Source organism: Salmonella sp. 741265073_HBA (assembly GCF_046569105.1).
GTDB classification, from domain to species: domain Bacteria; phylum Pseudomonadota; class Gammaproteobacteria; order Enterobacterales; family Enterobacteriaceae; genus Salmonella; species Salmonella enterica.
Genome location: NZ_JBKFRY010000021.1, coordinates 21282 through 45329, shown reverse-complemented (window position 1 = coordinate 45329; position 24048 = coordinate 21282). Strand labels below are relative to the sequence as shown.

Below are 24048 nucleotides of genomic sequence, written 5' to 3'. Positions count from 1 at the left end.
CACCCCAGTCACATAGTTATCTATGCTCCTGGGGACTCACTCCCTTGCCGCCTTTAAGCAACTTGAATTATTTTGGGTATATAACATCTTCGTAGGGTGGATAAAAACCGTTTTAGTAAACGTGATTTCCCGCCATATATCCGCCTGAACCATCGAATGTGAACCGTGCTGAAGTAGATGTACAAACGGCTTTTACTTACGCCTCTAATAAGCAATAGAGATATTCGCTGAGGACTAAGAATCTGGCCCATTAGGCTATTTTATTTGCCAGTTTGGCCCTGGGACAGTGCTCAAAATCCTCATGTATTACGTGTATGCTCCGGTTTATATCCAGACTGTCTGTAATAATTACGCCTAATGACCACGCTCTAAGTCTTACTGTATAAAGCCTGTTTTTAATGCGGCTTACGATGCTATCAAGCTACAATTTTGTCTGCATCGGACAAGGAATAGAATAAATACCATCGGGATGGGCGAGTAAGAAAAGAGAGCGTTTTATCGTGTTAACTTTCGGGGGATAGGCTGAATAGATTACGTCGCTGAGTATCCTTACGACCTTTATATTATTACTGAAAGCGCGGCATTGCCGCGCCTGCATGAATCATTTAGAAAGCGCAATGATACCCATCGTCAACCCTGCTACCGCCGCAGCGCCGCCAGCAATAGCGCCTGCTGTCTCCCAGTTATCCTGCGTTGTACCTTTCATACATGTATTGGTATGAACCAGTCTCCCTTGATCGTCATAAACCGGTACGCAGGGAGAATCATGTGCACAACCTGCCAATAAGGTGGTAAGCAATGCAACTGGAATTAGTCTTTTCATGGTGTTACCTCATTAATCAGCGTTTCGCGAAGTACAGCAACGTAAATGCTGGCTCTAACCGCTGCGAAAACGAGAGTTATTTTACCACCACAGAAAAAATGGCCGACATGAGGAATCATCTCAATTCATGTGAATTGTAAAAACTATGGAGAATGCAGAGGTAAGCGGAGAGGGGAATAGCGGAGATAAAGACGTACCGTTTAAAAAGGCGTCCGAAGACGCCTCTGTGTACCGGTTAATCATGATGGCGATTAAATCGGCGTTTTACAACAACGAAGAATACTGGCACGAAGAAGATAGCTAATAAGGTTGCGGTTAACATTCCCCCCATAACCCCTGTGCCTACTGCGTTCTGTGCCCCACTACCTGCGCCACGACTGATAACTAACGGCATTACCCCGAGAATAAAGGCCAGCGAGGTCATTAGAATAGGACGTAAACGCATACGGGATGCTTCCAGCGTCGCTTCAATCAATCCACGTCCTTCTTTCTCCATGAGATCTTTGGCGAACTCGACAATCAGGATGGCGTTTTTAGCAGAAAGGCCAATAGTGGTTAACAAGCCAACCTGGAAGTAAACGTCATTGTTCAGACCGCGCAATGACGCTGCAAGCAGAGCGCCAACCACACCGAGCGGTACGACCAGCATTACCGAGAACGGAATTGACCAGCTTTCATACAGAGCGGCAAGGCAGAGGAAAACGACAATGAGTGAGATTGCGTACAGCGCCGGCGCCTGGTTACCTGACAACCGTTCCTGATACGACATACCTGTCCAGTCATAGCCAATACCGTTTGGCAGCTGTGAAGCCAGGTTTTCCATTAACGACATTGCTTCACCGGTGCTTCGTCCGGGCGCTGCTTCACCGAGCAGTTCCATTGACGGCATTCCGTTATAGCGTTCCAGGCGTGGCGAACCATAAATCCACCGTGCTGAGCTAAAGGTAGAGAAGGGCACCATCTCGCCATTGGCGCTGCGTACATAAAGATTGTTGATATCTCCCGGCAGCATACGGAACTGAGCGTCAGCCTGAACGTATACTTTTTTCACTCGTCCGCGATCGATAAAGTCGTTAACGTAATAGCCGCCCAACGCCGCGGAGATGGTTTCGTTGATATCAGACAGCGAAACACCGAGCGCCTGCGCTTTTTCTTGATCGACATCCAGCTTGAACTGTGGCGTGTCTTCCAGCCCGTTCGGGCGTACGCGCACTAATAGATCAGGATGCTTCGCGACCATACCCAGCAGTTGATTACGCGCTTTTGTTAACGCATCGTGACCGAGTCCTCCCTGATCAATCAGTTCAAAGTCGAAACCTGTCGCGGTACCTAACTCGACAATTGCCGGCATGTTGAATGGGAACACCAACCCGTCGCGAATCTGGCTAAAGGCGCGTGTCGCTCTGGCGATAACGGCTTCGACGCTGTTTTCTTCACCGTTACGCTCTTCCCAGGGTTTAAGGCTGACAAATGCCATCCCTGAGTTTTGTCCCTGACCGCTAAAGCTAAAGCCGTTTACGGTAAACACGCTTTCGACGTTCGCTTTTTCATTATTCAGGTAGTAATGAGTAACTTGATCCAGCACTTTCTGCGTACGTTCTTGCGTAGCGCCAGAGGGGAGCTGAATCATAGTCAGGAAAACCCCCTGATCTTCTTCCGGCAGGAAGGAGGTTGGGAGGCGTAAAAACAGAACCGCCATTCCGACTACAATAAGTAGATAGATAATGAGATAGCGACCCGTATTACGCACGATACCGCTTACGCTGTTAGTATAGTGGTTAACGCTGTGATCAAACCTGGTATTGAACCAGCCAAAGAAGCCGCTTTTTTTCTCGTGATGTTCAGCAGATACGGGTTTAAGCAGCGTAGCGCATAGCGCTGGCGTCAGAATCAACGCAACCAGAACGGATAGCGCCATTGCTGAAACAATAGTAATAGAGAACTGGCGATAAATTGCCCCGGTCGAGCCGCCAAAAAAGGCCATCGGGATAAATACCGCAGACAGTACCATCGCGATACCAACCAGCGCTCCCTGAATCTGCGACATGGATTTTTCCGTCGCCTCTCGGGGAGAAAGGTTATCCTCCATCATTACACGTTCAACGTTTTCTACGACCACTATCGCATCGTCAACCAACAGCCCTATCGCTAGTACCATACCAAACATCGTCAGGGTATTGATGGAATAGCCAAAGGCGGCGAGTACCGCAAAAGTGCCTAGCAACACGACAGGAACAGCGATGGTAGGAATCAGGGTTGCCCGGATATTCTGTAAAAACAGATACATTACCAGGAACACCAGAATAATCGCTTCAAACAGCGTTTTTACCACTTCGTGGATAGATATTTTTACGAAGGGCGTTGTGTCATAAGGATAAACCACCTTCATTCCCTGAGGGAAGAAAGGCTGCAGTTCTGCCAGTTTCGCTTTGATTGCGGTTGCGGTATCCAGCGCGTTAGCGCCGGTCGCCAGTTTAATACCGAGACCGGAGGCCGGTTTACCGTTAATGCGCGCTACAACGTTATAGTTTTCACCGCCAAGCTCAATACGCGCGACATCTTTGAGATGGACGACAGAGCCGTCGGTATTGACGCGCAACGTAACTTTGCCGAACTCTTGCGGATCTTTCAGACGCGTTTGGGCGATGATTGAGGCGTTAAGCTGCTGGCCCGGTAATGCTGGCGTACCGCCCAGTTGGCCTGCCGCAATCTGGTCGTTCTGTACTTTTAACTGGTTGATGACATCAACTGGCGTGAGCTGGTATTTATTTAGCAGATTCGCATCCAGCCAGATACGCATGGCGTACTGTGCGCCAAATAGCTGAACGTCGCCCACACCATTCAGACGGCTGATAGAATCCTTAATGTTAGAGGCGACATAGTCAGAGATGTCGTCCTGGGTAGTGTTCGGATTATCCGAGACGAACCCGGCGACCATCAAAAAGCTGCTGCTGGACTTTTCAACGCTAATCCCCTGCTGCTGGACTTCTTGCGGCAGTAAAGGCGTGGCGAGCTGCAATTTATTTTGCACCTGAACCTGCGCGATATCCGGATCGGTTCCGGACTGGAAGGTCAGGGTGATGGTCACGCTACCAGCAGAGTCGCTGGTAGAGGACATATACATCAGGTTATCGATACCGTTCATATTTTGTTCGATAACCTGAGTAACCGTATCCTGTACCGTCTGCGCATCCGCGCCAGGATAGGTTGCAGAAATAGAAACCGCTGGCGGCGCAATGGTTGGATACTGCGCAACGGGAAGTTGCATTATTGCCAGTGCGCCAGCCATCATCAGGATAATGGCCAGAACCCAGGCGAAAATAGGACGTCTAATAAAAAAGTTTGCCATGTACGGTTACCTTATTGCGCCGTTTTCGCTGCAGGAGCATCGGTAGTGGCTTTCACCTGGACGCCCGGTCGCGCTTTTTGTAAGCCGCTGACGATGACCTTATCGCCCGGTTTTAACCCTTCGCTGATGAGCCATTTATCGCCAATAGCCTGCGCCGCCACGACATTGCGGGCTTCGACCTGGCTTTTATCGTTAACCACCATCACCATTGCGTCGCCGCGCGGCGTGCGGGTTACGCCCTGCTGGGGGACAAGGATGGCATTGGGCTGGACGCCTTCATCAATGCGGGCGCGCACAAACATACCGGGAAGCAGACTGTGTTGCGGGTTAGGGAAAACCGCCCTGAGCGTGATAGAGCCGGTGCTTTCATCTACGGTAACGTCGGAAAATTGCAGCGTGCCTTTAATCGGGTAGACCTGACCATTTTCCATTACCAGTTGAACCGTGCTACTGGCGCTGTCTTTATGCAGGTTACCTTGTTCGACGGATTGCTTGAGTCGCATAAAGTCGTTGCTTGATTGCGTCACGTCGACATAAATCGGGTCGAGTTGTTGCACGGTAGCCAGTTCAGTTGACTGACCATTAGTCACCAGCGCGCCTTCAGTCACATTAGATTTTCCTATACGCCCGCTGATGGGCGAGGTGACTTTGGTATACGCAAGGTTAATACGCGCGCTTTCAACAGCGGCTTTTGCCGCCACAACGGCGGCATCGGCCTGGCGGGCGTCGGCAATCGCCTGATCATATTCCTGTTGGCTGATATATTTTGTGCCGACCAGTGGAACATAGCGTTTGACCGTCAGGTGCGCGATAGCCGCAGCCGCTTCGCTTTTAGCAAGTTCGCCTTTAGCGCTGTCATAATCGGCCTGATAAGTGGCAGGATCGATCTGATAAAGCGACTGCCCGGCCTCTACATCGCTACCTTCGGTGAAGTTTCTTTTAAGCACGATCCCGCTCACCTGGGGGCGAACCTCCGCAATGCGAAATGCGGACGTACGTCCGGGAAGTTCGGTCGTTACGGCTAGCGGCGCTGTTTCGACCACATGGACGGTGACTTGCGGCTCGCCGGCATGAGCCTGGGTATCTCCCTGGTCATTACAACCGGCCAGCAGCGCAGCAGAGAATATGATGAATGAGGGCAGGAGTGAAAACCTGGCATGTTTCGTCATTACTGTTCCTTAAAAAACCGAAAGCTCGTTATTCACCGGATAACGGTAAGGCGTTAACGCGCGAAAAATAGAATAGCAGTGGGGTATCCTACAAATTATTAGCTTGTGATGTAAGCAATACTTATTTTGGGATGGGGTTCACGGCACATAAAAGCAAAAAAAAGAACTATTCCCTGTCGTTTCATAATGTCCCGATTAGTAAAATCATGATGTTGAATAACATGATTAGAAATATATATTTTATATGAATGTGTTTTATTAATTTATTTGTTTTTATTATTGATTTAGCGGTGTTGTGCGAAATAAAAATAGCTGTCTCTCGTCTGACTAAAAAGGACATGGTAAAGTTGTTTTTTATGCTGAGTATTTTATCAGCGTATTTATCGTTTTTATGGTCCAGGATATCTTAATTATGGCGAAGAAAACGAAGGCGGATGCGCTTAAAACGCGGCAACACTTGATTGAAACCGCTATTGCGCAGTTCGCTTTGCGCGGCGTTGCCAACACGACGCTGAATGATATCGCTGATGCCGCTGATGTCACGCGGGGCGCCATCTACTGGCACTTTGAGAATAAAACGCAGTTGTTTAATGAGGTTTGGTTACAGCAACCACCTTTACGCGAACTTATTCAGGATAGGCTTACGGGATGCTGGAATGATAATCCTTTACAGGATCTACGAGAGAAATTTATTGCAGCCTTACAATATATTGCGGCAGTGCCTCGTCAGCAGGCATTAATGCAGATTTTATATCATAAATGTGAATTCCATAATGGTATGATATCGGAACAGGCCATTCGGGAGAAGATTGGTTTCCATCATCAGTCGCTGCTTGAAGTATTACAGCGATGTATGGATAAAAAGCTGATCTCAGGCAGTCTTGATCTGGATGTCATATTAATTATTCTGCATGGTAGTTTTAGCGGAATAGTAAAGAACTGGTTAATGAATCCCACAAGTTATGATCTTTATAAGCAGGCGCCTGCATTAGTCGATAATGTATTAAAAATGCTAAGCCCGGATGGCAGTGTGAGGCAATTAATGCCAAATGAACAACAGGCTGAAGAAGCCTGAGATTATTTTGAGTTGATATTATATATTTACCTTGTGAATATATTGGCAGGGTCCCGAATATCGCGAGCAATTTCCTCTGCCGTACGCGGCTTGCCAAGCAGGAACCCCTGAAGCGTATGGCATCCTAACTGGGTCAAAAATTGTTGCTGCGTTTCATTTTCTACCCCTTCTGCCACAATTTGCAGATTTAACGCTTTCGCCAGCGCGACAATAGCCGCAACAATGGTCGCGCCGTCGCTTGCCTCGCTGAGTTCATGTACGAAAGCGCGATCAATTTTTAGTTCGCACGCCGGAAGACGTTTCAGATAGAGAAGGCTGGAATAGCCGGTGCCAAAGTCGTCAATAGAGGCCTTAACCCCCATTTCCGTTAATCTGGTGAGTATAGCGACGCTTTGCTCTGGCTTGTTCATCGCCGTGGTTTCGGTGATTTCCAGAATCAATAAATCGGGACGGATACTGTGTCGGGCCAGGCTCCGCGTAATGGTGTCCACAAGCCCGGGCTGCTCAAATTGTAAGGCGGACAGATTTACCGCCACTGACCATAAGGCGTATCCCTGTAAGTGCCACTCGCGGAGCTGTCGACACGCCTCGTCTATCACCCAGCTACCGATAGTGACGATAAGACCCGTTTTTTCCGCCAGCGGTAAAAACTGGTCAGGATTCAGTACGCCTTGTTTTGGATGATACCAGCGCAACAGGGCCTCAAATCCTACAATGGGGCCGGCAGGAGCCTGAAACTTAGGCTGGTACACTAGCTTGAGTTCTTGTCTTTCCAGCGCCAGCCACAGGTCATTCATTAGCTGAAGTTGGGTTTGCGCCAGCATATTCATAGATGGCTGAAAGAAATGGTATCCGTTACGCCCCGTATGTTTCGTGTGGTACATTGCGGCATCGGCGTTGAACATCAGTTCCCGTTCGTTTTTTCCGTCCAGCGGATAGAGCGCTATTCCCACGCTAAGGGTGACGACCAGTTCGTACGGATCTATCGTAAAGGGCGCATCTATCGAATGTACCAGCGCGCTGGCAAGGGAAGCCGCTTCGTCAGGCGCGCTGACTTCTGCAAGCAGCACAAATTCGTCGCCGCCAATCCGCGCCAGGGTAAACTGCCCGCTCAGCGGTTGGTTCAGACGATGCGTGACCGCTACCAGTAGCTGATCGCCGATATCATGACCATAAGCGTCATTAACGGCTTTAAAGCCATCCAGATCCATAAACAGTAGCGCGAAAGACGAGCCTTCCCGATTCGCTTTGCTGATGGCCTGTTCCAGACGATCCTCAAGAAGTACCCGGTTTGGTAAACGGGTGAGCGTATCATGCAGCGCCAACTGCGCCAGTTCCTGGTTCGCCTGCGCCAGCGAAGAGGCAAGTAGTGCGGTACGGGCCTGAAGCCGGGCGTCAAATAAAGAAACCAGCAGAGTAATGCCCAGGATAGTCAGCGCGACCACGCTGACAAGAACAGCCAGCCAGTTGCTATCGACGCCACGATGCTCCATCGGCCAGTTTTGGGGAAAGTGTGCGGCCTTCATGCCGGCGTAATGCATGCCGGCGATAGCTATCCCCATTAATACCGCGGCGCCTGCTCGCCTCAGGGCGACATCTGTTCCCTCATGACGCAGGCGGAACGTGAGCCACAGCGCGCCGCAGGACGCCAGTAGCGCGATAATGATAGAGAGGGCAACCCACGCGCTATTCCAGACGATAATGGAAGCAAATTGCAGCGCCGCCATCCCGGTATAATGCATTGCGCTGATGCCCAGTCCCATCACCAGCGCGCCCGGTAGTAAACGGCGCAGGCGCAGTTTTTCAGCGCTAACCAGCCATAGCGCAAACAGGGAGGAGCCGATCGCGATCAGCATGGAGAGGCCGGTGAGGAACGGATCGAAGCGCATGTTCATCGCGTGATCCATCGCCAGCATCCCGACAAAATGCATCGCCCAAATACCGACGCCCAGCGCGAAGCCGCCGCCCATTAGCCATATTCTGGCGTTTGATCGGGCGCTTCCGGCTACGCGTCCGGCCATATTTAATGCGGTATAGGACGCAAAAATAGCGACAGCAAATGAAACCGCCACAAGGATGTGGTTGTACTCACTAACCGGCATGTATCATTAGCTCATTGGTTATGCAGGAAAAGAACAGGACGAGACAGTATCACCCCTTCTTTTATCCTCAACGTGTTTTAATTCCCTGTTTTTATAAGGGATAAAAGAAATCCGGGTGATAAATAATCATAGGTTAAATCGCCCGGTTCGCTACTCCAGATCGGTACAATTGATCAATTTGAGAGGGTTAACCGAATCCATGTTTCGGCACTTATCCTGTTCAGTTGCCATCAATTCGATCCATTGCATCAAAAGCGCATCAAAAAGAAAAACGGAGACGGCAAAAACAACCAGCCACCAATACTTACGTATCATCGTCAAATCCTGTGTATTCATGCCCATGCGTGCTGGGAATATACATGAAATTTTGACGCTGAAAAGCGGACTTACAATGCTTTTACTTCTCTGAAGATAGCGCGTTTATCCCGACATTTCGCTGCTTTTTGGACAGGTTTTGTGTTTTTCGCTTTTTGACTTTTGCAAGTTCATTTTCTGAATAATGCGAAGTGACGCTCAATCTTCTGAGCCCCATTTTTACGTACTCATTATTGAGTTCAATACCGATAAACTTACGACCTGACGCCGCTGCGACAGCGCCTGTGGTGAAACTGCCTGCGAAAGGGTCCAATACGGTATCGCTCGGGTTAGAAGAGGCCAGTATGATCCGTTTTAACAGCGCGCTGGGCTTTTGCGTAGGATGGTTTTCATATTCATCCATCAGATAACGTACGCGAGGAAATGACCAGACGTTGCCCGGCACTTTTTTCTGATTGTATGGTTGGGGCGGGTTTTTTCGATAATCGATTAGCGCGCGCTTAGCGCCCGTAGTGGTTTCGACCAGAATCGCATCACGGTTAAAGGTATAGCTTTTCGGGTTTTTTACCATCATCAGGATCGGTTCATACATAGAACCAAAGTATTTTTTCGCCTGCACCCCGGAACTATCATAGGACCAGACGATACGGCTTTTGATGGTAAAAAGCGTTCGGCATTTGAGATCGATATACGGCATATTTTCTGTGCTATTCATGATGTACATGGTGCCGTGTTTCTTCAGTACGCGGTGGCATTCATCAATGCATTCATACAGCCAGGCCAGAAAAGACGCTTCGTCCCAGGATTCCACCATACCGTCGAAATCTTTTCCGATATTGTAAGGCGGATCGGCAAAAATTAAGTCAATGCTTTCAGAAGGCAGTTTTTTAAGTTCTGTTAGCGCGTCACCGTGAATAATCTTCTTCGATTCATCGCCAAAGTACTGAGGTTCACATTCCGCTTTCATGACCAAATTCCATGTGATGCGTATAAAAAAGGCGCTTCCCCATGCCGAGTAGCGCCTTTTTAAACAAGCAGTTAGCTAATCGAAATTAGTTCATGCCGTATTTTTTTAATTTTTTACGCAGCGTACCACGGTTGATGCCCATCATCAGAGCAGCACGGGTCTGGTTACCACGGGTGTATTGCATCACCATGTCCAACAGGGGCTGTTCTACTTCAGCCAGTACCAGCTCATACAGGTCATTAACGTCCTGACCATTCAGTTGAGCAAAATAGTTCTTCAGTGCCTGTTTAACCGAGTCACGCAGGGGTTTTTGGGTTACCTGATCCTGAGAGTTAACGGTAGAAACGGTCAGTACGTCAGAATTTACGCGTTGTTCGAACATAGTTCTGTCAGCTCTTTATTTCTGTTTACGCAAAATTTTCGAAGTATGCCTCCAACGCCTCCAGCTGTTCGCTGGCGTCCTCAATAGCGTTGAATGTGCGCCGAAACTGGTCGTCTGGAGCGTGCTCCTGGAGATACCAGGAGACGTGTTTACGCGCGATTCGGTACCCTTTTGCCTGACCGTAAAAGTCATGCAGTTCCCGAACATGCGTGCAAAGCAAGCGCTTTACCTCTGCCAGCGGCAGCGGCGGAAGCAGCTCCCCAGTGTCCAGATAATGCTGGATTTCCCGAAAGATCCAGGGTCTTCCCTGAGCTGCGCGGCCTATCATCAGGGCATCCGCCCCTGTATAGTCGAGAACAGCTCTGGCTTTATGCGGGTTAGTAATGTCGCCATTCGCGATAATCGGAATGGAAACTTTCTGCTTAACTGCCCGAATACTGTCGTATTCAGCTTCTCCGTTGAACAAACAGGCGCGGGTGCGGCCATGGATGGTCAGAGCCTGAATACCACAATCTTCAGCCAGTTGGGCAATCTCTACGCAGTTACGGTGTTCCGGCGCCCAGCCGGTGCGAATCTTGAGAGTCACAGGAACGTCCACTGCGTTTACGACCCCGATGAGTATAGACTTCACTAAATCCGGGTACTGCAAGAGGGCTGAACCTGCCAGCTTACGATTCACTTTCTTCGCCGGGCACCCCATATTGATATCAATAATCTGGGCGCCGCTTTCCACGTTAATACGTGCGGCATCGGCCATCTCAACAGGGTCGCTACCGGCAATTTGCACCGTGCGAATACCTGGCTCATCAACGTGCACCATCCGTAAACGAGATTTATCGCTTTCCCACACTTGCGGGTTAGAAGACATCATCTCGGATACTGTCAATCCTGCTCCCATCTCATAGCACAGCGTCCGGAAAGGTCTGTCAGTAATGCCAGCCATGGGCGCTGCGATCAGGCGATTTCTGAGCTGATATTGTCCGATGCGCATGAGTTAAGAAATGACCATACTGTGACTGCAAGGCGGCGTATATTACGCATTTTTTGCACGAGATGAAAGGCCAAACTTTGAACAATCCACTGTTGTAGATCAATGAATCGTGCTTAAAAACAGCAAAATAAATTTATAATTCAGTAAAATCATAGAGTTATTTATTGTCGGCGGTTTTGTACGCGCTTACAAATTCCCGTAACTTCTCTCTATTTCTTCGTCCAGAAACAAGATAAGCGGAATAATCTGCTTTTTTTATAAGCTAATTACCCCAAATGAATGGGATCGCCGTCTCGTTTCAGGACAAGATCACTTCCCGCTGCGCGTGATTTTTCTCCATTGTCAGTCGGAAGGGGGCGCACAGATGCGCTTTTGTGTTCATGAATGGCACGCATAAATTTTTCCAGCTGTGCTGAAGAGCGCGTTAGCGGATGCTGCAGAACAACCCGGACAGCATTTACTAAGCACGAGGGCGATGGCTGCGACCCGTTAAAACGCCAGTACCTTTTGTCCGTTGGTAGCTGCTGATTATCCAGATGGATAGTGACAAAGAAGTCATTTCAGGCATTTATTTGATGAATTTAATGATGTCTCGGTGACAGAAAGGCGTTAAGGCAGCTGTGTGGAGAAAAGCGTGGCCGGGCGACCACGCTGACAAGAATTATTTTTTACGGCCAGTAATGCGGCACCACTCTTCTTTTTCGACGACCGGGTCGAGAGTGAAAAGCTCGGCGTAAGCATCGCAGACGCTTTCCGCCTGGCTGGCTAGAATACCTGAAAGCCCCAGCAGACCGCCCTCAACGGGCAGTACGCTGATTAACGGGGCCAGTTCGCGTAATGGGCCTGCCAGGATGTTAGCGACGACCACGTCGGCTTTCATGGCTTCTGGCTGGTCTTTCGGCAGGTACAGCTCCAGCCGGTCAGACACGCCGTTGCGTTCGGCATTATCGCGACTGGCCTGAATAGCTTGCGGATCGATATCAATACCAATCGCCTTTGCTGCTCCCAGCTTCAGCGCGGCAATCGCCAGAATGCCTGAACCGCAGCCAAAGTCGATCACGGTTTTGCCGTTGAGATCGAGCCCGTCCAGCCATTGCAGACATAAAGAGGTGGTGGGGTGCGTACCCGTACCGAACGCCAGTCCCGGGTCGAGCATCACGTTGACGGCATTCTCGTCCGGAATGTCACGCCAGCTGGGACAAATCCACAGACGCTCGCCAAAACGCATCGGATGGAAATTATCCATCCATTCGCGTTCCCAGTCTTTATCTTCCAGTTGTTCGATTTTATGGGCAAATCCGGCACCCAGCAGCGGATGTTGCTCCAGAATCGCGACAACGTCTTTCATGTCGGTTTCGGCGTCGAACAGACCGATCACATCGGTATCGCCCCACAGACGGGTTTCGCCCGGCAACGGCTCAAAAACCGGCGTATCGTGCGTATCCTGAAAGGTAATGGAAACGGCGCCCGCTTCCATCAGCGCATCACTCAGCTCTTCAGCATTCGCGCCGGTGGTATTCAGTTTCAATTGGATCCATGGCATGGCAAAACTCTTTATTTATCAGTAGACAATACGGTGGCTTGCGAAGCGGAAGAGCCGAATCGGTTTCCGATCAGAAAAGCCAATAAACTTAACAGTAACGCGGGCACAATCGGATGAAAGCCCAGGTACTGAATATTAAATGTGGCAAGCAGGGCATATAGCACGCCGCCCACGATCATGGCGCTTAACGCGCCTGCCGCGTTTGCCCGCTCCCAGTAAAGGCCCAATACCAGCGGCCATAAGAACACCGCTTCCAGGCCGCCAAACGCCAGCAGGTTGAGCCAAATGATCATCTCTGGCGGTTTCCATGCGGCCAGCAGCAACAGCGCGCCTAGCAGTAATGTAATCACTGCCGACATACGCTTCAGCCGGATCTCATTTTGCATCTGATCGGGGCGCAGGTTGAGATAGAGATCTTTAATGATCGTCGCGGAACTTTGCAGCAGTTGGGCGTTAATTGTCGACATGATCGCCGCCATTGGCGCAGCGAGGAAGATCCCGGCGGCAAACGGCGGCAAAACTTTCACCATTAGCGTTGGGATCACCAGATCCGGCACCGTCAGATCCGGAAGCACCGCGCGACCCAGCGCGCCGGCAAGGTGCATCCCGAACATTAAAATCGCCACGACAATCGTACCGATAATAATGCCCCGGTGTACCGCTTTACTGTCTTTATAGGAGATGCAGCGCACCGCCGTATGCGGCAGACCAATCACGCCAAAACAGACCAGTACCCAAAAAGAGGTCATAAAGGCAGGAGAAAGTATGTCATCGGCGCCCTGCGGCGTTACCAGTTTGGGGTCGAGAGCGTGCAGCGTGTCAACGGCCTGACTTAGACCGCCCGCCGCATGCACCACGCCCACCAGCAGCACTATCGTGCCGACCAGCATCACCAGGCCCTGTAGCGTATCGTTAAGTACGCTCGCGCGAAAGCCGCCAAACGCCGTATAGAGTGCGATACTGACGCCAAATATTAGCAGGCCGGTTTCGTAGGGAATCCCCGCCGCGGTTTCCAGCAGTCGCGCGCCGCCGATAAATTGTACGGTCATTGCGCCAATAAACGCGACCAATAAACTCAGGCTTGCCAACCACACCAGCAGGCGGCTTTGGTAACGCGCGAATAGCATATCGTTAAGCGTGACGGCATTATAGCGACGCGCCAGGATAGCGAATTTTTTACCCAGAATACCCAGTGAAAGCCAGACGGCGGGAAGCTGGATCATCGCCAGCAAGACCCAGCCCAAACCGTATTTATAAGCCGCGCCGGGACCGCCGATAAATGAGCTGGCGCTAATATAGGTGGCGGTAAGCGTCATCGCGAGCACGATCCCGCCCATCGAACGGCTGCCAAGAAAATATTCGTTTAAAAAGGTGCCGGCGGTACGCTTGCGCATAGCGTAAATCGAGACCCCGAAGACCACGATCAGATAGGCTACCAGCGGTAGAATGACCTCAAGCTGCATCGTCATCCTCCAGCGAAATATCGCGATAAATGAATTTCACCATCGCCCAGCACAGCAAAATAAAGACCAGCGGCGTCAATAAGCAGGCCATCTCGAACCAGTGCGGCAGACCGGTAATTCCCGGCGAGTCTCCAGGTAAGTAAGCAGCCACTAACCATGCCGCCAGATAGCAAAGGGTCAGCCACAGCGCCCAGCGCGCCTCTTTATGGGCCTGAACAAAACGAGCGTCCATTTTTTGTCCCTTATGGGTGAAGAAAGCGGGAATTGTACATGATGGGGCATCGCTATCCCCAGAAATAAAAAAGGCCGGATTCACCGGCCTTTTGAGATTAACGTGCGATTACTTTTCCTGAAGACCGAGTTTTTTCTCCAGATAGTGGATGTTGGTTCCACCGTGCTGGAAGTGCTCGTCATTCATGATGCGGGTCTGCAGATCGATATTGGTTTTGATACCATCGATAATCAGTTCCTGCAGGGCATTTTTCATACGGGCAATCGCCACGTCGCGGTTTTCACCGTAGCAGATGAGTTTGCCGATCATGGAATCATAGTACGGCGGCACCGTGTAGCCCGCGTAGATATGGGATTCCCAGCGAACGCCAAAGCCGCCAGGCGCATGGAAGCGCGTGATTTTGCCAGGGCTTGGCAGGAAGGTGTTCGGATCTTCGGCATTGATACGGCATTCTACCGCATGGCCTCGAACGACAACTTCGTCCTGTGTGATCGACAGCGGCTGACCCGCCGCGATGCGCAACTGCTCTTTGATCAAATCGACGCCGGTAATCATTTCAGTCACCGGGTGTTCAACCTGAATACGGGTGTTCATTTCGATGAAATAGAACTCGCCGTTTTCGAACAGGAATTCGAACGTCCCTGCGCCGCGATAGCCGATGTCTACGCACGCTTTCGCGCAGCGTTCGCCGATATAGCGACGCAGTTCCGGCGTAATGCCTGGCGCCGGGGCCTCTTCAACCACTTTCTGGTGGCGACGCTGCATGGAACAGTCGCGTTCCGCCAGATAGATAGCGTTGCCCTGGCCGTCCGCCAGCACCTGAATTTCGATGTGGCGTGGATTTTCCAGGTATTTTTCCATGTATACCATGTCGTTGCTGAAAGCCGCTTTCGCTTCCGCTTTGGTCATGGAGATGGACTGCGCCAGTTCAGCATCGCTACGAACCACGCGCATACCGCGGCCGCCGCCGCCGCCGGACGCTTTGATGATCACCGGATAGCCAATACGTTTGGCATGAGCGCGGTTCGCATTCATATCGTCGCCCAGCGGGCCGTCAGATCCTGGTACGGTCGGCACGCCCGCTTTTTTCATCGCGGTAATCGCGGACACTTTATCGCCCATCAGGCGGATGGTGTCCGCTTTCGGGCCGATAAAGATAAAGCCGGAGCGTTCAACCTGCTCGGCAAAATTGGCGTTCTCAGAAAGGAAGCCGTAACCCGGGTGGATTGCCACCGCGCCGGTGATTTCAGCGGCGCTAATGATAGCCGGGATGTTCAGATAACTTTTTACGGACGGTGCCGGGCCAATACAGACCGTCTCATCCGCCAGCAATACGTGTTTTAAATCGCGATCCGCGCTTGAGTGCACAGCGACGGTCTTGATGCCGAGTTCTTTACAGGCTCGAAGAATACGTAGTGCGATCTCGCCGCGGTTGGCGATGACAATTTTATCCAACATGTTCGCCTCGTTACTCGATGACGACCAGTGGCTCGTCAAATTCTACCGGTTGACCACTTTCGACCAGAATCGCTTTCACAGTACCTGCTTTGTCTGCTTCGATCTGGTTCATCATTTTCATGGCTTCAACGATGCACAGGGTATCGCCCACGTTCACTTTCTGGCCCACTTCGATGAACGCTTTCGCGTCCGGGCTTGGGGTGCGGTAGAAAGTACCAACCATTGGGGAGCGTACGATGTGACCACTGATTTCCGCTGCGGCAGGCGCTTCCATTGCTGGAGTAGCCGCTGGCGCGACAGCGTTAGACAGAGCGGGTTGCTGCATCATCGGCGCCGCATAAGCCTGCTGCATCACCGGAAAACCGGCGTTTGCCGTTGTGCGGCTGATGCGAACAGATTCTTCGCCTTCAGAAATTTCCAGTTCGGAGATACCTGATTCTTCAACCAGCTCGATCAGTTTTTTAATCTTACGAATATCCATGAGTGGGTTCCGTACTCTTTGTTTAGTGTGATTGTGACAGGCGTTTTAGCGCCGTCTGTAAAGCATGTGAATGACTGCCGCGGGTAAAATACCGCGCATCTTTGATTTGCCTGTTATGCCGTAGCACCCGAAGGTGAAATTCATGATTTGCCAGTCATTGTGTGGCTATCTTCTGCCATTTTCGGGCAAAAAACAAAATATACCTTCATTGCTCGATTGTCACCCTTTCTGCGAACGAAAATCGCCGTTGGGCAATGTAAAGTCGCACATTATAACTATTTCGTCGCAATTGGCAGCTAAATACTGGTCTTATCAGGGAAGATAATCAACCCGAAACATAAAAAGGACATTACCTGTTTTGCGTTTTGCAATCGACCGCACAGTTCACCAAACTAGCGCCACCACTGGCGAAACTTCCGGTAACGCAACGCTAAAAGGGCTAACGCTAATGCCGCGTAGATGACCGGTTGCGGTGATAAAATCTTTACCGACCACAGGTAATGTATGGGAGCCAGGATCGCGACAAGATAGACGACGTTATGCAATGTTTGCCAGCGTTTGCCCAATTTACGCTGCGCAAATTGCGTTGAGGTCAACGTCAGCGCCAATAACACCAGCCAGCTAATGATCCCAAGCGTCAAATAAGGGCGTGAAATCAACTCGCTTCCTAACAACGCCAGGTTATGTATCCCCAGTTCCAGTAAGGCATAGCTGGTTAAATGCAGCGTAGCCCAAACGAAACACCATAATCCTAACAGGCGGCGTGTGCGTATCAATAATGGCTGTTTAGCGTAGCGCGCCAGCGGTGAAACCAGCAAGGTGGCGAGCAAAAATTTGAGCGCGGTTCTGCCGGTAAAGTGTTGGATATCCTTTACCGGGTCTGCGCTGAGTCCACCGTGATTTATCGCCCAAAAGAGCCACAGAAGCGGCAAAAAACCGGCAAGATGCAGACAAACTTTTAGCCAGGTTATCTGTTTTGCTGTCAGACGCACTTAAAAATTCTCCCGCAAATTGAGACCGCGATACAGCGAAGCGACTTCATTGGCGTAGCCGTTAAACAGCAGCGTCGGTTGCCTTTGCACATCAAGGATACCGCCTGAACCAATAAAGCGTTCGGTAGCCTGAGACCAGCGTGGATGATCCACATGCGGGTTCACATTGGCGTAAAAACCATATTCGTTGGGAGCCGACAAATTCCAGGTGGTTGGCGGACGTTCGCGGGTGAGTTTAATGCTGACAATAGATTTAATACCTTTAAAACCATACTTCCATGGAACGATGAGTCGAATGGGCGCGCCGTTTTGCGGGGGTAACGCCTTACCATAGACGCCAACGGTCATCAGAGTCAGCGGATGCATGGCTTCGTCCAGACGTAGCCCTTCGACATAAGGGTATTTCAGTCCGCCGCCAATAAAGCGATCTTTCTGTCCTGGCATATCATCCGGCGCGTATAGCGTTTCGAATGCCACATATTTAGCGTGGCTGGTGGGTTGTGCCTGCGCGAGTAGCTTATATAAAGGGAAACCAATCCACGGCACGACCATGGACCACGCTTCGACGCAACGCATTCGATAGATACGCTCTTCTAATGGGAAACGATGTGTTAAATCGTCATAATCCAGCGTAAATGGCTTCGCGACTTCCCCGCTGATTTTCAACGTCCACGGTTCGGTTTTCAGACTTCCGGCATTGGCCGCCGGGTCGGCTTTATCAAGGCCAAACTCATAGAAATTGTTGTAGCCCGTCACCTTATCTTCCGGCGTTAACGCTAAATCGCTTCGCCAGGCGGCAGGCTGACTAAACTCAAGCGGTTTACCGGCAGGCGCTTTCGGACGATCGTTGCCTTTAAACCAACTGAAGAGATCGGCCTGCGCCGTTGAGGGCAAGGATAAGGCGGCCGCGCTGATGCCTAATGCTTTTAGCACCTGTCGGCGCTGCATAAAAAAAGCCGATTCCGCAGTCACATCGGCTTCTGTTAATGGACGTATCTTTTTCATCACAGACTCCCGGTCTACCCACCACAACATGGCGTGTAGTGAATATGACAGGGAGTGTGTCAATGTGTAAAAATAAATAGTTAATTAAGTGTAAATTTTTTTATACGTGACGTTATTTTATCTTCACCAGCGTACGGCCCTGAACCTGATTATTGATGATGGCATCGGCGAACTTCGGCGCATCCGCCAGCGTAATCTCTGTGGCGGCCTGAGCATAGAACGATTCCGGCAGATCCTTAACCAAACGCGCCCAGGCTTCTGCGCGACGTGCCGGTGGGGTCATCACCGAGTCCACCCCTTGCAAACGCACATTACGCAGAATGAATGGCATAACGGTGGTCGGCAGCGCGAAGCCGCCCGCCAGGCCGCAGGCGGCCACGCAACCGCCATAGTTCATCTGTGCCAGCACTTTCGCCAGCACTTTATCGCCAACGGTATCAATTGCACCGGCCCACAGCTGTTTTTCCAACGGGCGAGATTCAGCAAACTCATCGCGGCTGAGAATACGGTTAGCTCCCAGGCTCTTAAGATAGCCGTGGGTGCTTTCACGTCCTGATACTGCTGCAACCTGATAGCCCAGCTTATGCAGTAATGCAACGGCAGTGCTGCCCACGCCGCCGCTGGCGCCGGTGACGACAACCTCACCGTCTTGCGGGCGAATACCTGCATCTTCAAGCGCCATGACGCACAGCATGGCGGTAAAACCGGCGGTGCCGATGATCATGGCGTTACGGCTGCTCAGTCCCGCAGGCAGCGCGACCAGCCAGTCGCCTTTAACGCGTGCGCGTTCGGCCAGGCCGCCCCAGTGGTTTTCGCCCACGCCCCAGCCAGTCAGTAGTACTTCCTGGCCTGCATGAAAGCGAGGATCTTCGCTTGCGTGAACGATGCCGGCGAAATCAATACCAGGAATCATCGGAAAATGACGGATAATTTTCCCTGTTCCGGTGATAGCCAGAGCATCTTTATAATTCAGGCTGGACCAGTGGACATCCACCGTCACATCACCTGCCGGCAGTTGACTCTCTTCGAGATGTTGCACGGATGCGAGGGTTTTACCGTCCTGCTGTTCTAAGATCAACGCCTGCATAACCTGTCCTCACTTTACATGGTAGATTGGAAAAATAGCTACGAAGACTATACTCGCTAATTAAAACGTGATGCCGATGCAACGCAATAAATTGCCAGATAGATCCATTTTGGTAGTATGCCTGCTTCATTGCGCGCCGTGGCGAATTCCGCCTTCAGATTCGCTTTTTCATACTGTTTATAACCGTCGGAGTTAACTCAAGGATGCGATTAACGACGAAATTCTCAGCTTTTATCACGCTGCTCACGGGGTTAACGATCTTCGTGACTCTGATAGGTTGCTCGCTAAGCTTTTATAACGCCGTACAGTATAAGTATGTCAGCCGTGTGCAGGCGACGGCAACAGCCATTGATACGCACCTGGTGACCCATGATATTGTCTCGCTGACGCCGCAAATCGACGAGCTCATGATTGCTTCCGATATTGTGCGTGTCGATCTGTTGCAGGGGGAGCGCAGCGTCTACAGCCATTCTCGCGCCAGAGGTTATCGGCCAGCCGGCACCAGCGACATGTATCGCGAGCTGGTCGTACCGCTGATAAAACATCCAGGAATGTCGCTACGTCTGGTTTATCAGGACCCGATGGGTAACTATTTTCACTCACTGATCACCACGGCGCCGCTGACGCTGGCGATCGGTTTTATCGTTCTGATTTTGTTTTTATCGGTACGCTGGCTGCAGCGGCAGCTTTCCGGGCAGGAGCTTCTGGAAATTCGCTCCACGCGTATTCTGAACGGCGAACGTGGGGCGAATGTCCGCGGTTCTGTTTACGAATGGCCGGCGCGCACCAGTAGCGCGCTTGATGTATTGCTTTCCGAAATTCAGTTTGCTCACGAACAGCGTAGTCGCCTGGACACCCTCATTCGCTCCTACGCCGCGCAGGACACCAAAACCGGACTCGGTAACCGACTGTTCTTTGATAACCAGCTGGCGACGCTGCTGGAAGATCAGGAAAAAGTGGGAGTGCATGGCGTGGTGATGATGATCCGCTTGCCAGACTTCAATCTTCTGCGCGACAGCCTGGGAGGCAATCAGGCGGAAGAGCAGATGTTTATGCTTATCAATCTGCTATCGACATTTATTATGCGTTACCCAGGCTCGCTGCTGGCGCGTTATCACCGCAGCGACTTTGCCGTGCTGCTACCGCATCGAACGCTGAAAGAAGCGGAAAGTATTGCCGGACAACTTTTAAAAGCTGTCGATGCGCTACCGGCTAACAAAATGCTCGATCGTGACGATATGGTACATATCGGCATTTGCGCCTGGCGCAGCGGACAGTCCACCGAGCAGGTGATGGAACATGCTGAAGCCGCGGCGCGGAATGCCGCCCTACAGGGGGGAAATAGCTGGGCTATCTACGACGACACTCTGCCGGAAAAAGGGCGCGGCAATGTGCGCTGGCGCACATTGATTGAGCAGATGCTGAACCGGGGCGGACCGCGACTTTATCAAAAACCGGCGGTCACGCGAGAAGGTCGCGTACATCATCGGGAATTGATGTGTCGCATCTATGACGGTAAAGAAGAGGTGAGCTCGGCGGAGTATATGCCGATGGTGTTGCAATTTGGTTTATCGGAAGAGTATGACAGATTACAAATTAGCCGCCTGATTACGTTGCTGGGCTACTGGCCGGATGAAAATCTGGCAATGCAGTTGACGGTTGAGTCGCTGATTCGTCCGCGTTTTCAGCGCTGGTTGCGCGATACGTTAATGCAGTGTGAAAAATCACAGCGAAATCGCATAATTATTGAACTTGCGGAGGCAGATGTTTGTCAACACATCAGTCGGTTACAACCCATCCTTCGCTTAGTCAATGCGCTTGGCGTTCGGGTGGCGGTGACACAGGCGGGTTTGACGCTGGTTAGCACGAGCTGGATTAAAGCGCTCAATGTGGAATTACTCAAGCTGCATCCGAGTCTGGTCAGAAACATTGAGAAGCGAACGGAAAACCAGCTTCTGGTTCAAAGTCTGGTAGAGGCCTGCGCGGGCACGCCTACGCAGGTTTACGCGACAGGCGTCCGTTCGCGCGGCGAGTGGCAGACGCTGACAAAACGCGGCGTGGCTGGCGGGCAGGGTGATTTTTTTGCCTCCTCCCAACTACTTGACACAAACGTGAAAAAATATTCGCAAAGATACTCGGTTTAACCTGCCGTTTAATTTGTTTTCACGTAGAATAACGCGCGCTGCGCCTCATGGGGGTGTGCTTGTCTGCTCGCCAGATTGTTGCAGCAAATATGCAGGTGAATGACCTTTGACAGGTTGCAAACGAAGGCGAGGATTGCTGCTGATTTTTTCAGCCCTGAGGGACTCAGGCCGAGATTTGTAACAAAGGAAACGAACTGCACTAATTTTCACCGTAGCAGATGATTTTTGCGCCTTGTCGCTGCTGCGTGTGGTTGGTAAAGTAAGCGGATTTTGTTTTCCGCCCCAGCTTTCAGGATTATCCCTTAGTATGTTGAAAAAATTTCGTGGCATGTTTTCCAATGACCTGTCCATTGACCTGGGTACCGCGAATACCCTCATTTATGTAAAAGGACAAGGCATCGTATTGAATGAGCCTTCCGTTGTGGCCATTCGTCAGGATCGTGCCGGTTCGCCGAAAAGCGTGGCTGCAGTCGGTCATGATGCGAAGCAGATGCTGGGCCGTACGCCGGGCAATATCGCTGCGATCCGTCCGATGAAAGACGGCGTTATCGCTGACTTCTTTGTGACCGAAAAAATGCTCCAGCACTTTATTAAACAAGTGCACAGCAACAGCTTTATGCGCCCAAGCCCGCGCGTACTGGTATGCGTGCCGGTCGGCGCGACGCAGGTAGAACGCCGCGCGATTCGTGAATCCGCTCAGGGCGCAGGCGCCCGTGAAGTCTTTTTGATCGAAGAGCCGATGGCGGCCGCGATCGGCGCAGGTCTGCCCGTTTCTGAAGCAACCGGTTCAATGGTTGTGGATATCGGTGGTGGTACCACTGAAGTTGCCGTTATCTCCCTGAACGGCGTGGTTTACTCTTCTTCTGTCCGTATTGGTGGTGACCGCTTCGACGAAGCCATCATTAATTACGTTCGTCGTAACTACGGTTCTCTGATTGGTGAAGCCACCGCAGAACGTATTAAACACGAAATCGGTTCCGCTTATCCGGGCGACGAAGTCCGCGAGATCGAAGTGCGTGGCCGTAACCTGGCGGAAGGCGTTCCACGCGGCTTTACCCTGAACTCAAACGAGATTCTGGAAGCGTTGCAGGAACCGTTGACCGGTATCGTCAGCGCGGTAATGGTGGCGCTGGAACAGTGTCCGCCGGAGCTGGCGTCAGACATCTCCGAGCGCGGTATGGTGCTCACCGGCGGCGGCGCGCTGCTGCGTAACCTTGACCGTCTGTTAATGGAAGAGACGGGCATTCCTGTCGTGGTTGCTGAAGATCCGCTGACCTGTGTGGCGCGCGGCGGCGGCAAGGCGCTGGAAATGATCGATATGCACGGCGGCGACCTGTTCAGCGAAGAGTAGTTGGATACGGGCAGGATTATCCCTGGATTGTCCTGCCTCTCCGACGCGAGAATACGCATAGCCTATGAAGCCAATTTTTAGCCGTGGCCCGTCGCTACAGATTCGCCTTATTCTGGCGGTGCTGGTGGCGCTCGGCGTTATCATTGCCGACAGCCGCCTGGGGACGTTCAGTCAAATCCGAACGTACATGGACACTGCCGTCAGTCCTTTCTATTTTATTTCAAACGGCCCTCGTGAACTGCTCGACAGCGTGTCACAAACGCTGGCTTCTCGCGACCAGCTTGAGCTGGAAAACCGGGCGCTGCGCCAGGAATTACTGCTAAAAAACAGCGACCTGCTGATGCTGGGGCAGTACAAACAGGAGAACGCGCGGTTGCGCGAGCTGCTGGGGTCGCCGCTGCGTCAGGACGAGCAGAAAATGGTGACGCAGGTTATTTCAACGGTTAACGATCCTTACAGCGATCAGGTCGTTATCGATAAAGGCAGCGTTAATGGCGTATATGAAGGTCAACCGGTCATTAGCGACAAAGGCGTCGTAGGGCAGGTTGTCGCCGTGGCGAAACTGACCAGCCGCGTACTGCTGATTTGCGATGCGACTCATGCGCTGCCGATTCAGGTACTGCGCAATGACATCCGCGTGATTGCCGCCGGTAACGGCTGTACTGACGATCTTCAGCTTGAACATCTGCCCGCCAATACCGATATTCGCGTTGGCGATGTGCTGGTAACGTCCGGACTTGGTGGGCGTTTCCCGGAAGGGTATCCGGTGGCGGTGGTCTCCTCCGTCAAGCTGGACACTCAGCGCGCCTATACCGTCATTCAGGCTCGTCCAACCGCAGGTTTGCAGCGTTTGCGCTATCTGCTGCTGTTGTGGGGAGCCGATCGTAACGGCGCCAATCCGATGACGCCGGAAGAGGTTCACCGCGTCGCCAATGAGCGCCTGATGCAGATGATGCCGCAGGTGTTGCCTTCTCCGGATGCGATGGGGCCGCCGGCGCCAGTGCCGGATCCGGCGACGGGGATTACTCAGCCATCTGCGGGCCAGACTGCGCCGGTATCAACGCAACCATCGCCTTCGGGCGCGACCACGCCGCCTGCGCGTGCGCCGGGAGGGTAATG

At 51.6% G+C, this 24048-nt stretch carries 21 protein-coding genes; 4 read left to right on the top strand and 17 right to left on the bottom strand.

What is annotated here, in order from left to right; translation table 11 throughout:
- Positions 1 to 601: 601 nt before the first annotated feature.
- The 3 genes from ACLD3P_RS20655 to ACLD3P_RS20645 form a co-directional block, all read right to left on the bottom strand.
- Positions 602 to 823 (bottom strand): membrane protein, encoded by a 222-nt coding sequence (locus tag ACLD3P_RS20655; protein ID WP_000825645.1) that lies wholly within the window; start codon positions 821 to 823, stop codon positions 602 to 604.
- Between the two features lie 235 nt (positions 824 to 1058).
- Positions 1059 to 4172: an efflux RND transporter permease subunit gene (locus ACLD3P_RS20650; RefSeq protein ID WP_001273290.1), complete on the bottom strand. Its 3114-nt coding sequence runs from the start codon at positions 4170 to 4172 to the stop codon at positions 1059 to 1061.
- A gap of 11 nt (positions 4173 to 4183) precedes the next feature.
- Positions 4184 to 5341, bottom strand: a complete 1158-nt coding sequence (locus ACLD3P_RS20645; RefSeq protein ID WP_000160383.1) for an efflux RND transporter periplasmic adaptor subunit — start codon at positions 5339 to 5341, stop codon at positions 4184 to 4186.
- 412 nt (positions 5342 to 5753) lie between these two features.
- On the opposite strand from ACLD3P_RS20645, the gene envR reads away from it, so the two are divergent.
- Positions 5754 to 6416 carry an acrEF/envCD operon transcriptional regulator gene (gene envR / locus ACLD3P_RS20640; RefSeq protein WP_001085721.1) on the top strand — a complete coding sequence of 221 codons (663 nt, stop codon included), beginning with the start codon at positions 5754 to 5756 and terminating at the stop codon, positions 6414 to 6416.
- Between the two features lie 26 nt (positions 6417 to 6442).
- On the opposite strand, the gene ACLD3P_RS20635 is transcribed toward envR, so the two are convergent.
- From ACLD3P_RS20635 to ACLD3P_RS20570, 14 genes are all read right to left on the bottom strand, one after another.
- Positions 6443 to 8518: a putative bifunctional diguanylate cyclase/phosphodiesterase gene (locus ACLD3P_RS20635; protein ID WP_131046578.1), complete on the bottom strand. Its 2076-nt coding sequence runs from the start codon at positions 8516 to 8518 to the stop codon at positions 6443 to 6445.
- A gap of 150 nt (positions 8519 to 8668) precedes the next feature.
- A complete protein-coding gene (locus ACLD3P_RS20630; protein ID WP_000620015.1) occupies positions 8669 to 8833 on the bottom strand; it encodes a DUF2556 family protein in 165 nt (54 codons plus the stop codon).
- 82 nt (positions 8834 to 8915) lie between these two features.
- On the bottom strand, positions 8916 to 9800 hold the full coding sequence (gene yhdJ / locus ACLD3P_RS20625) for an adenine-specific DNA-methyltransferase (protein WP_000642611.1): 885 nt from the start codon (positions 9798 to 9800) through the stop codon (positions 8916 to 8918).
- An 85-nt stretch (positions 9801 to 9885) separates the two neighbouring features.
- Positions 9886 to 10182: a DNA-binding transcriptional regulator Fis gene (gene fis, locus ACLD3P_RS20620; protein ID WP_000462905.1), complete on the bottom strand. Its 297-nt coding sequence runs from the start codon at positions 10180 to 10182 to the stop codon at positions 9886 to 9888.
- Positions 10183 to 10207: 25 nt separating this feature from the next.
- Positions 10208 to 11173, bottom strand: a complete 966-nt coding sequence (gene dusB, locus ACLD3P_RS20615) for a tRNA dihydrouridine synthase DusB (protein WP_001219664.1) — start codon at positions 11171 to 11173, stop codon at positions 10208 to 10210.
- A 266-nt stretch (positions 11174 to 11439) separates the two neighbouring features.
- Entirely contained in the window at positions 11440 to 11709 is a 270-nt protein-coding gene (locus tag ACLD3P_RS20610) for a carbonic anhydrase family protein (protein ID WP_253777090.1), read from the bottom strand.
- Between the two features lie 125 nt (positions 11710 to 11834).
- Entirely contained in the window at positions 11835 to 12716 is an 882-nt protein-coding gene (prmA, locus tag ACLD3P_RS20605) for a 50S ribosomal protein L11 methyltransferase (protein ID WP_001145849.1), read from the bottom strand.
- A gap of 11 nt (positions 12717 to 12727) precedes the next feature.
- Positions 12728 to 14179, bottom strand: coding sequence for a sodium/pantothenate symporter (panF, locus tag ACLD3P_RS20600; RefSeq protein ID WP_001175686.1), 1452 nt, complete (start codon positions 14177 to 14179; stop codon positions 12728 to 12730).
- Positions 14169 to 14411: a YhdT family protein gene (locus ACLD3P_RS20595; RefSeq protein ID WP_000340018.1), complete on the bottom strand. Its 243-nt coding sequence runs from the start codon at positions 14409 to 14411 to the stop codon at positions 14169 to 14171. Before ACLD3P_RS20595 ends, panF begins: the two co-directional genes overlap by 11 nt.
- Before the next feature lie 108 nt (positions 14412 to 14519).
- On the bottom strand, positions 14520 to 15869 hold the full coding sequence (accC, locus tag ACLD3P_RS20590; protein ID WP_000884627.1) for an acetyl-CoA carboxylase biotin carboxylase subunit: 1350 nt from the start codon (positions 15867 to 15869) through the stop codon (positions 14520 to 14522).
- A 10-nt stretch (positions 15870 to 15879) separates the two neighbouring features.
- The gene (accB, locus tag ACLD3P_RS20585) at positions 15880 to 16350 is read right to left on the bottom strand and encodes an acetyl-CoA carboxylase biotin carboxyl carrier protein (protein ID WP_000354626.1); all 471 of its coding nucleotides are present in this window, start codon (positions 16348 to 16350) and stop codon (positions 15880 to 15882) included.
- 392 nt (positions 16351 to 16742) lie between these two features.
- A complete protein-coding gene (gene msrQ / locus ACLD3P_RS20580; protein ID WP_001240053.1) occupies positions 16743 to 17342 on the bottom strand; it encodes a protein-methionine-sulfoxide reductase heme-binding subunit MsrQ in 600 nt (199 codons plus the stop codon).
- Entirely contained in the window at positions 17343 to 18347 is a 1005-nt protein-coding gene (gene msrP / locus ACLD3P_RS20575; RefSeq protein WP_000723876.1) for a protein-methionine-sulfoxide reductase catalytic subunit MsrP, read from the bottom strand. It abuts the gene before it with no gap.
- Between the two features lie 112 nt (positions 18348 to 18459).
- A complete protein-coding gene (locus ACLD3P_RS20570; RefSeq protein ID WP_076727272.1) occupies positions 18460 to 19434 on the bottom strand; it encodes an MDR family oxidoreductase in 975 nt (324 codons plus the stop codon).
- A 203-nt stretch (positions 19435 to 19637) separates the two neighbouring features.
- On the opposite strand from ACLD3P_RS20570, the gene csrD reads away from it, so the two are divergent.
- From csrD to mreC, 3 genes are all read left to right on the top strand, one after another.
- Complete coding sequence (gene csrD / locus ACLD3P_RS20565) at positions 19638 to 21578, top strand: RNase E specificity factor CsrD (RefSeq protein WP_001241381.1); 1941 nt, start codon at positions 19638 to 19640, stop codon at positions 21576 to 21578.
- Positions 21579 to 21885: 307 nt separating this feature from the next.
- A complete protein-coding gene (gene mreB, locus ACLD3P_RS20560) occupies positions 21886 to 22929 on the top strand; it encodes a rod shape-determining protein MreB (protein ID WP_000913396.1) in 1044 nt (347 codons plus the stop codon).
- A gap of 64 nt (positions 22930 to 22993) precedes the next feature.
- Complete coding sequence (mreC, locus tag ACLD3P_RS20555) at positions 22994 to 24046, top strand: rod shape-determining protein MreC (protein WP_000802538.1); 1053 nt, start codon at positions 22994 to 22996, stop codon at positions 24044 to 24046.
- Positions 24047 to 24048 lie beyond the last annotated feature (2 nt).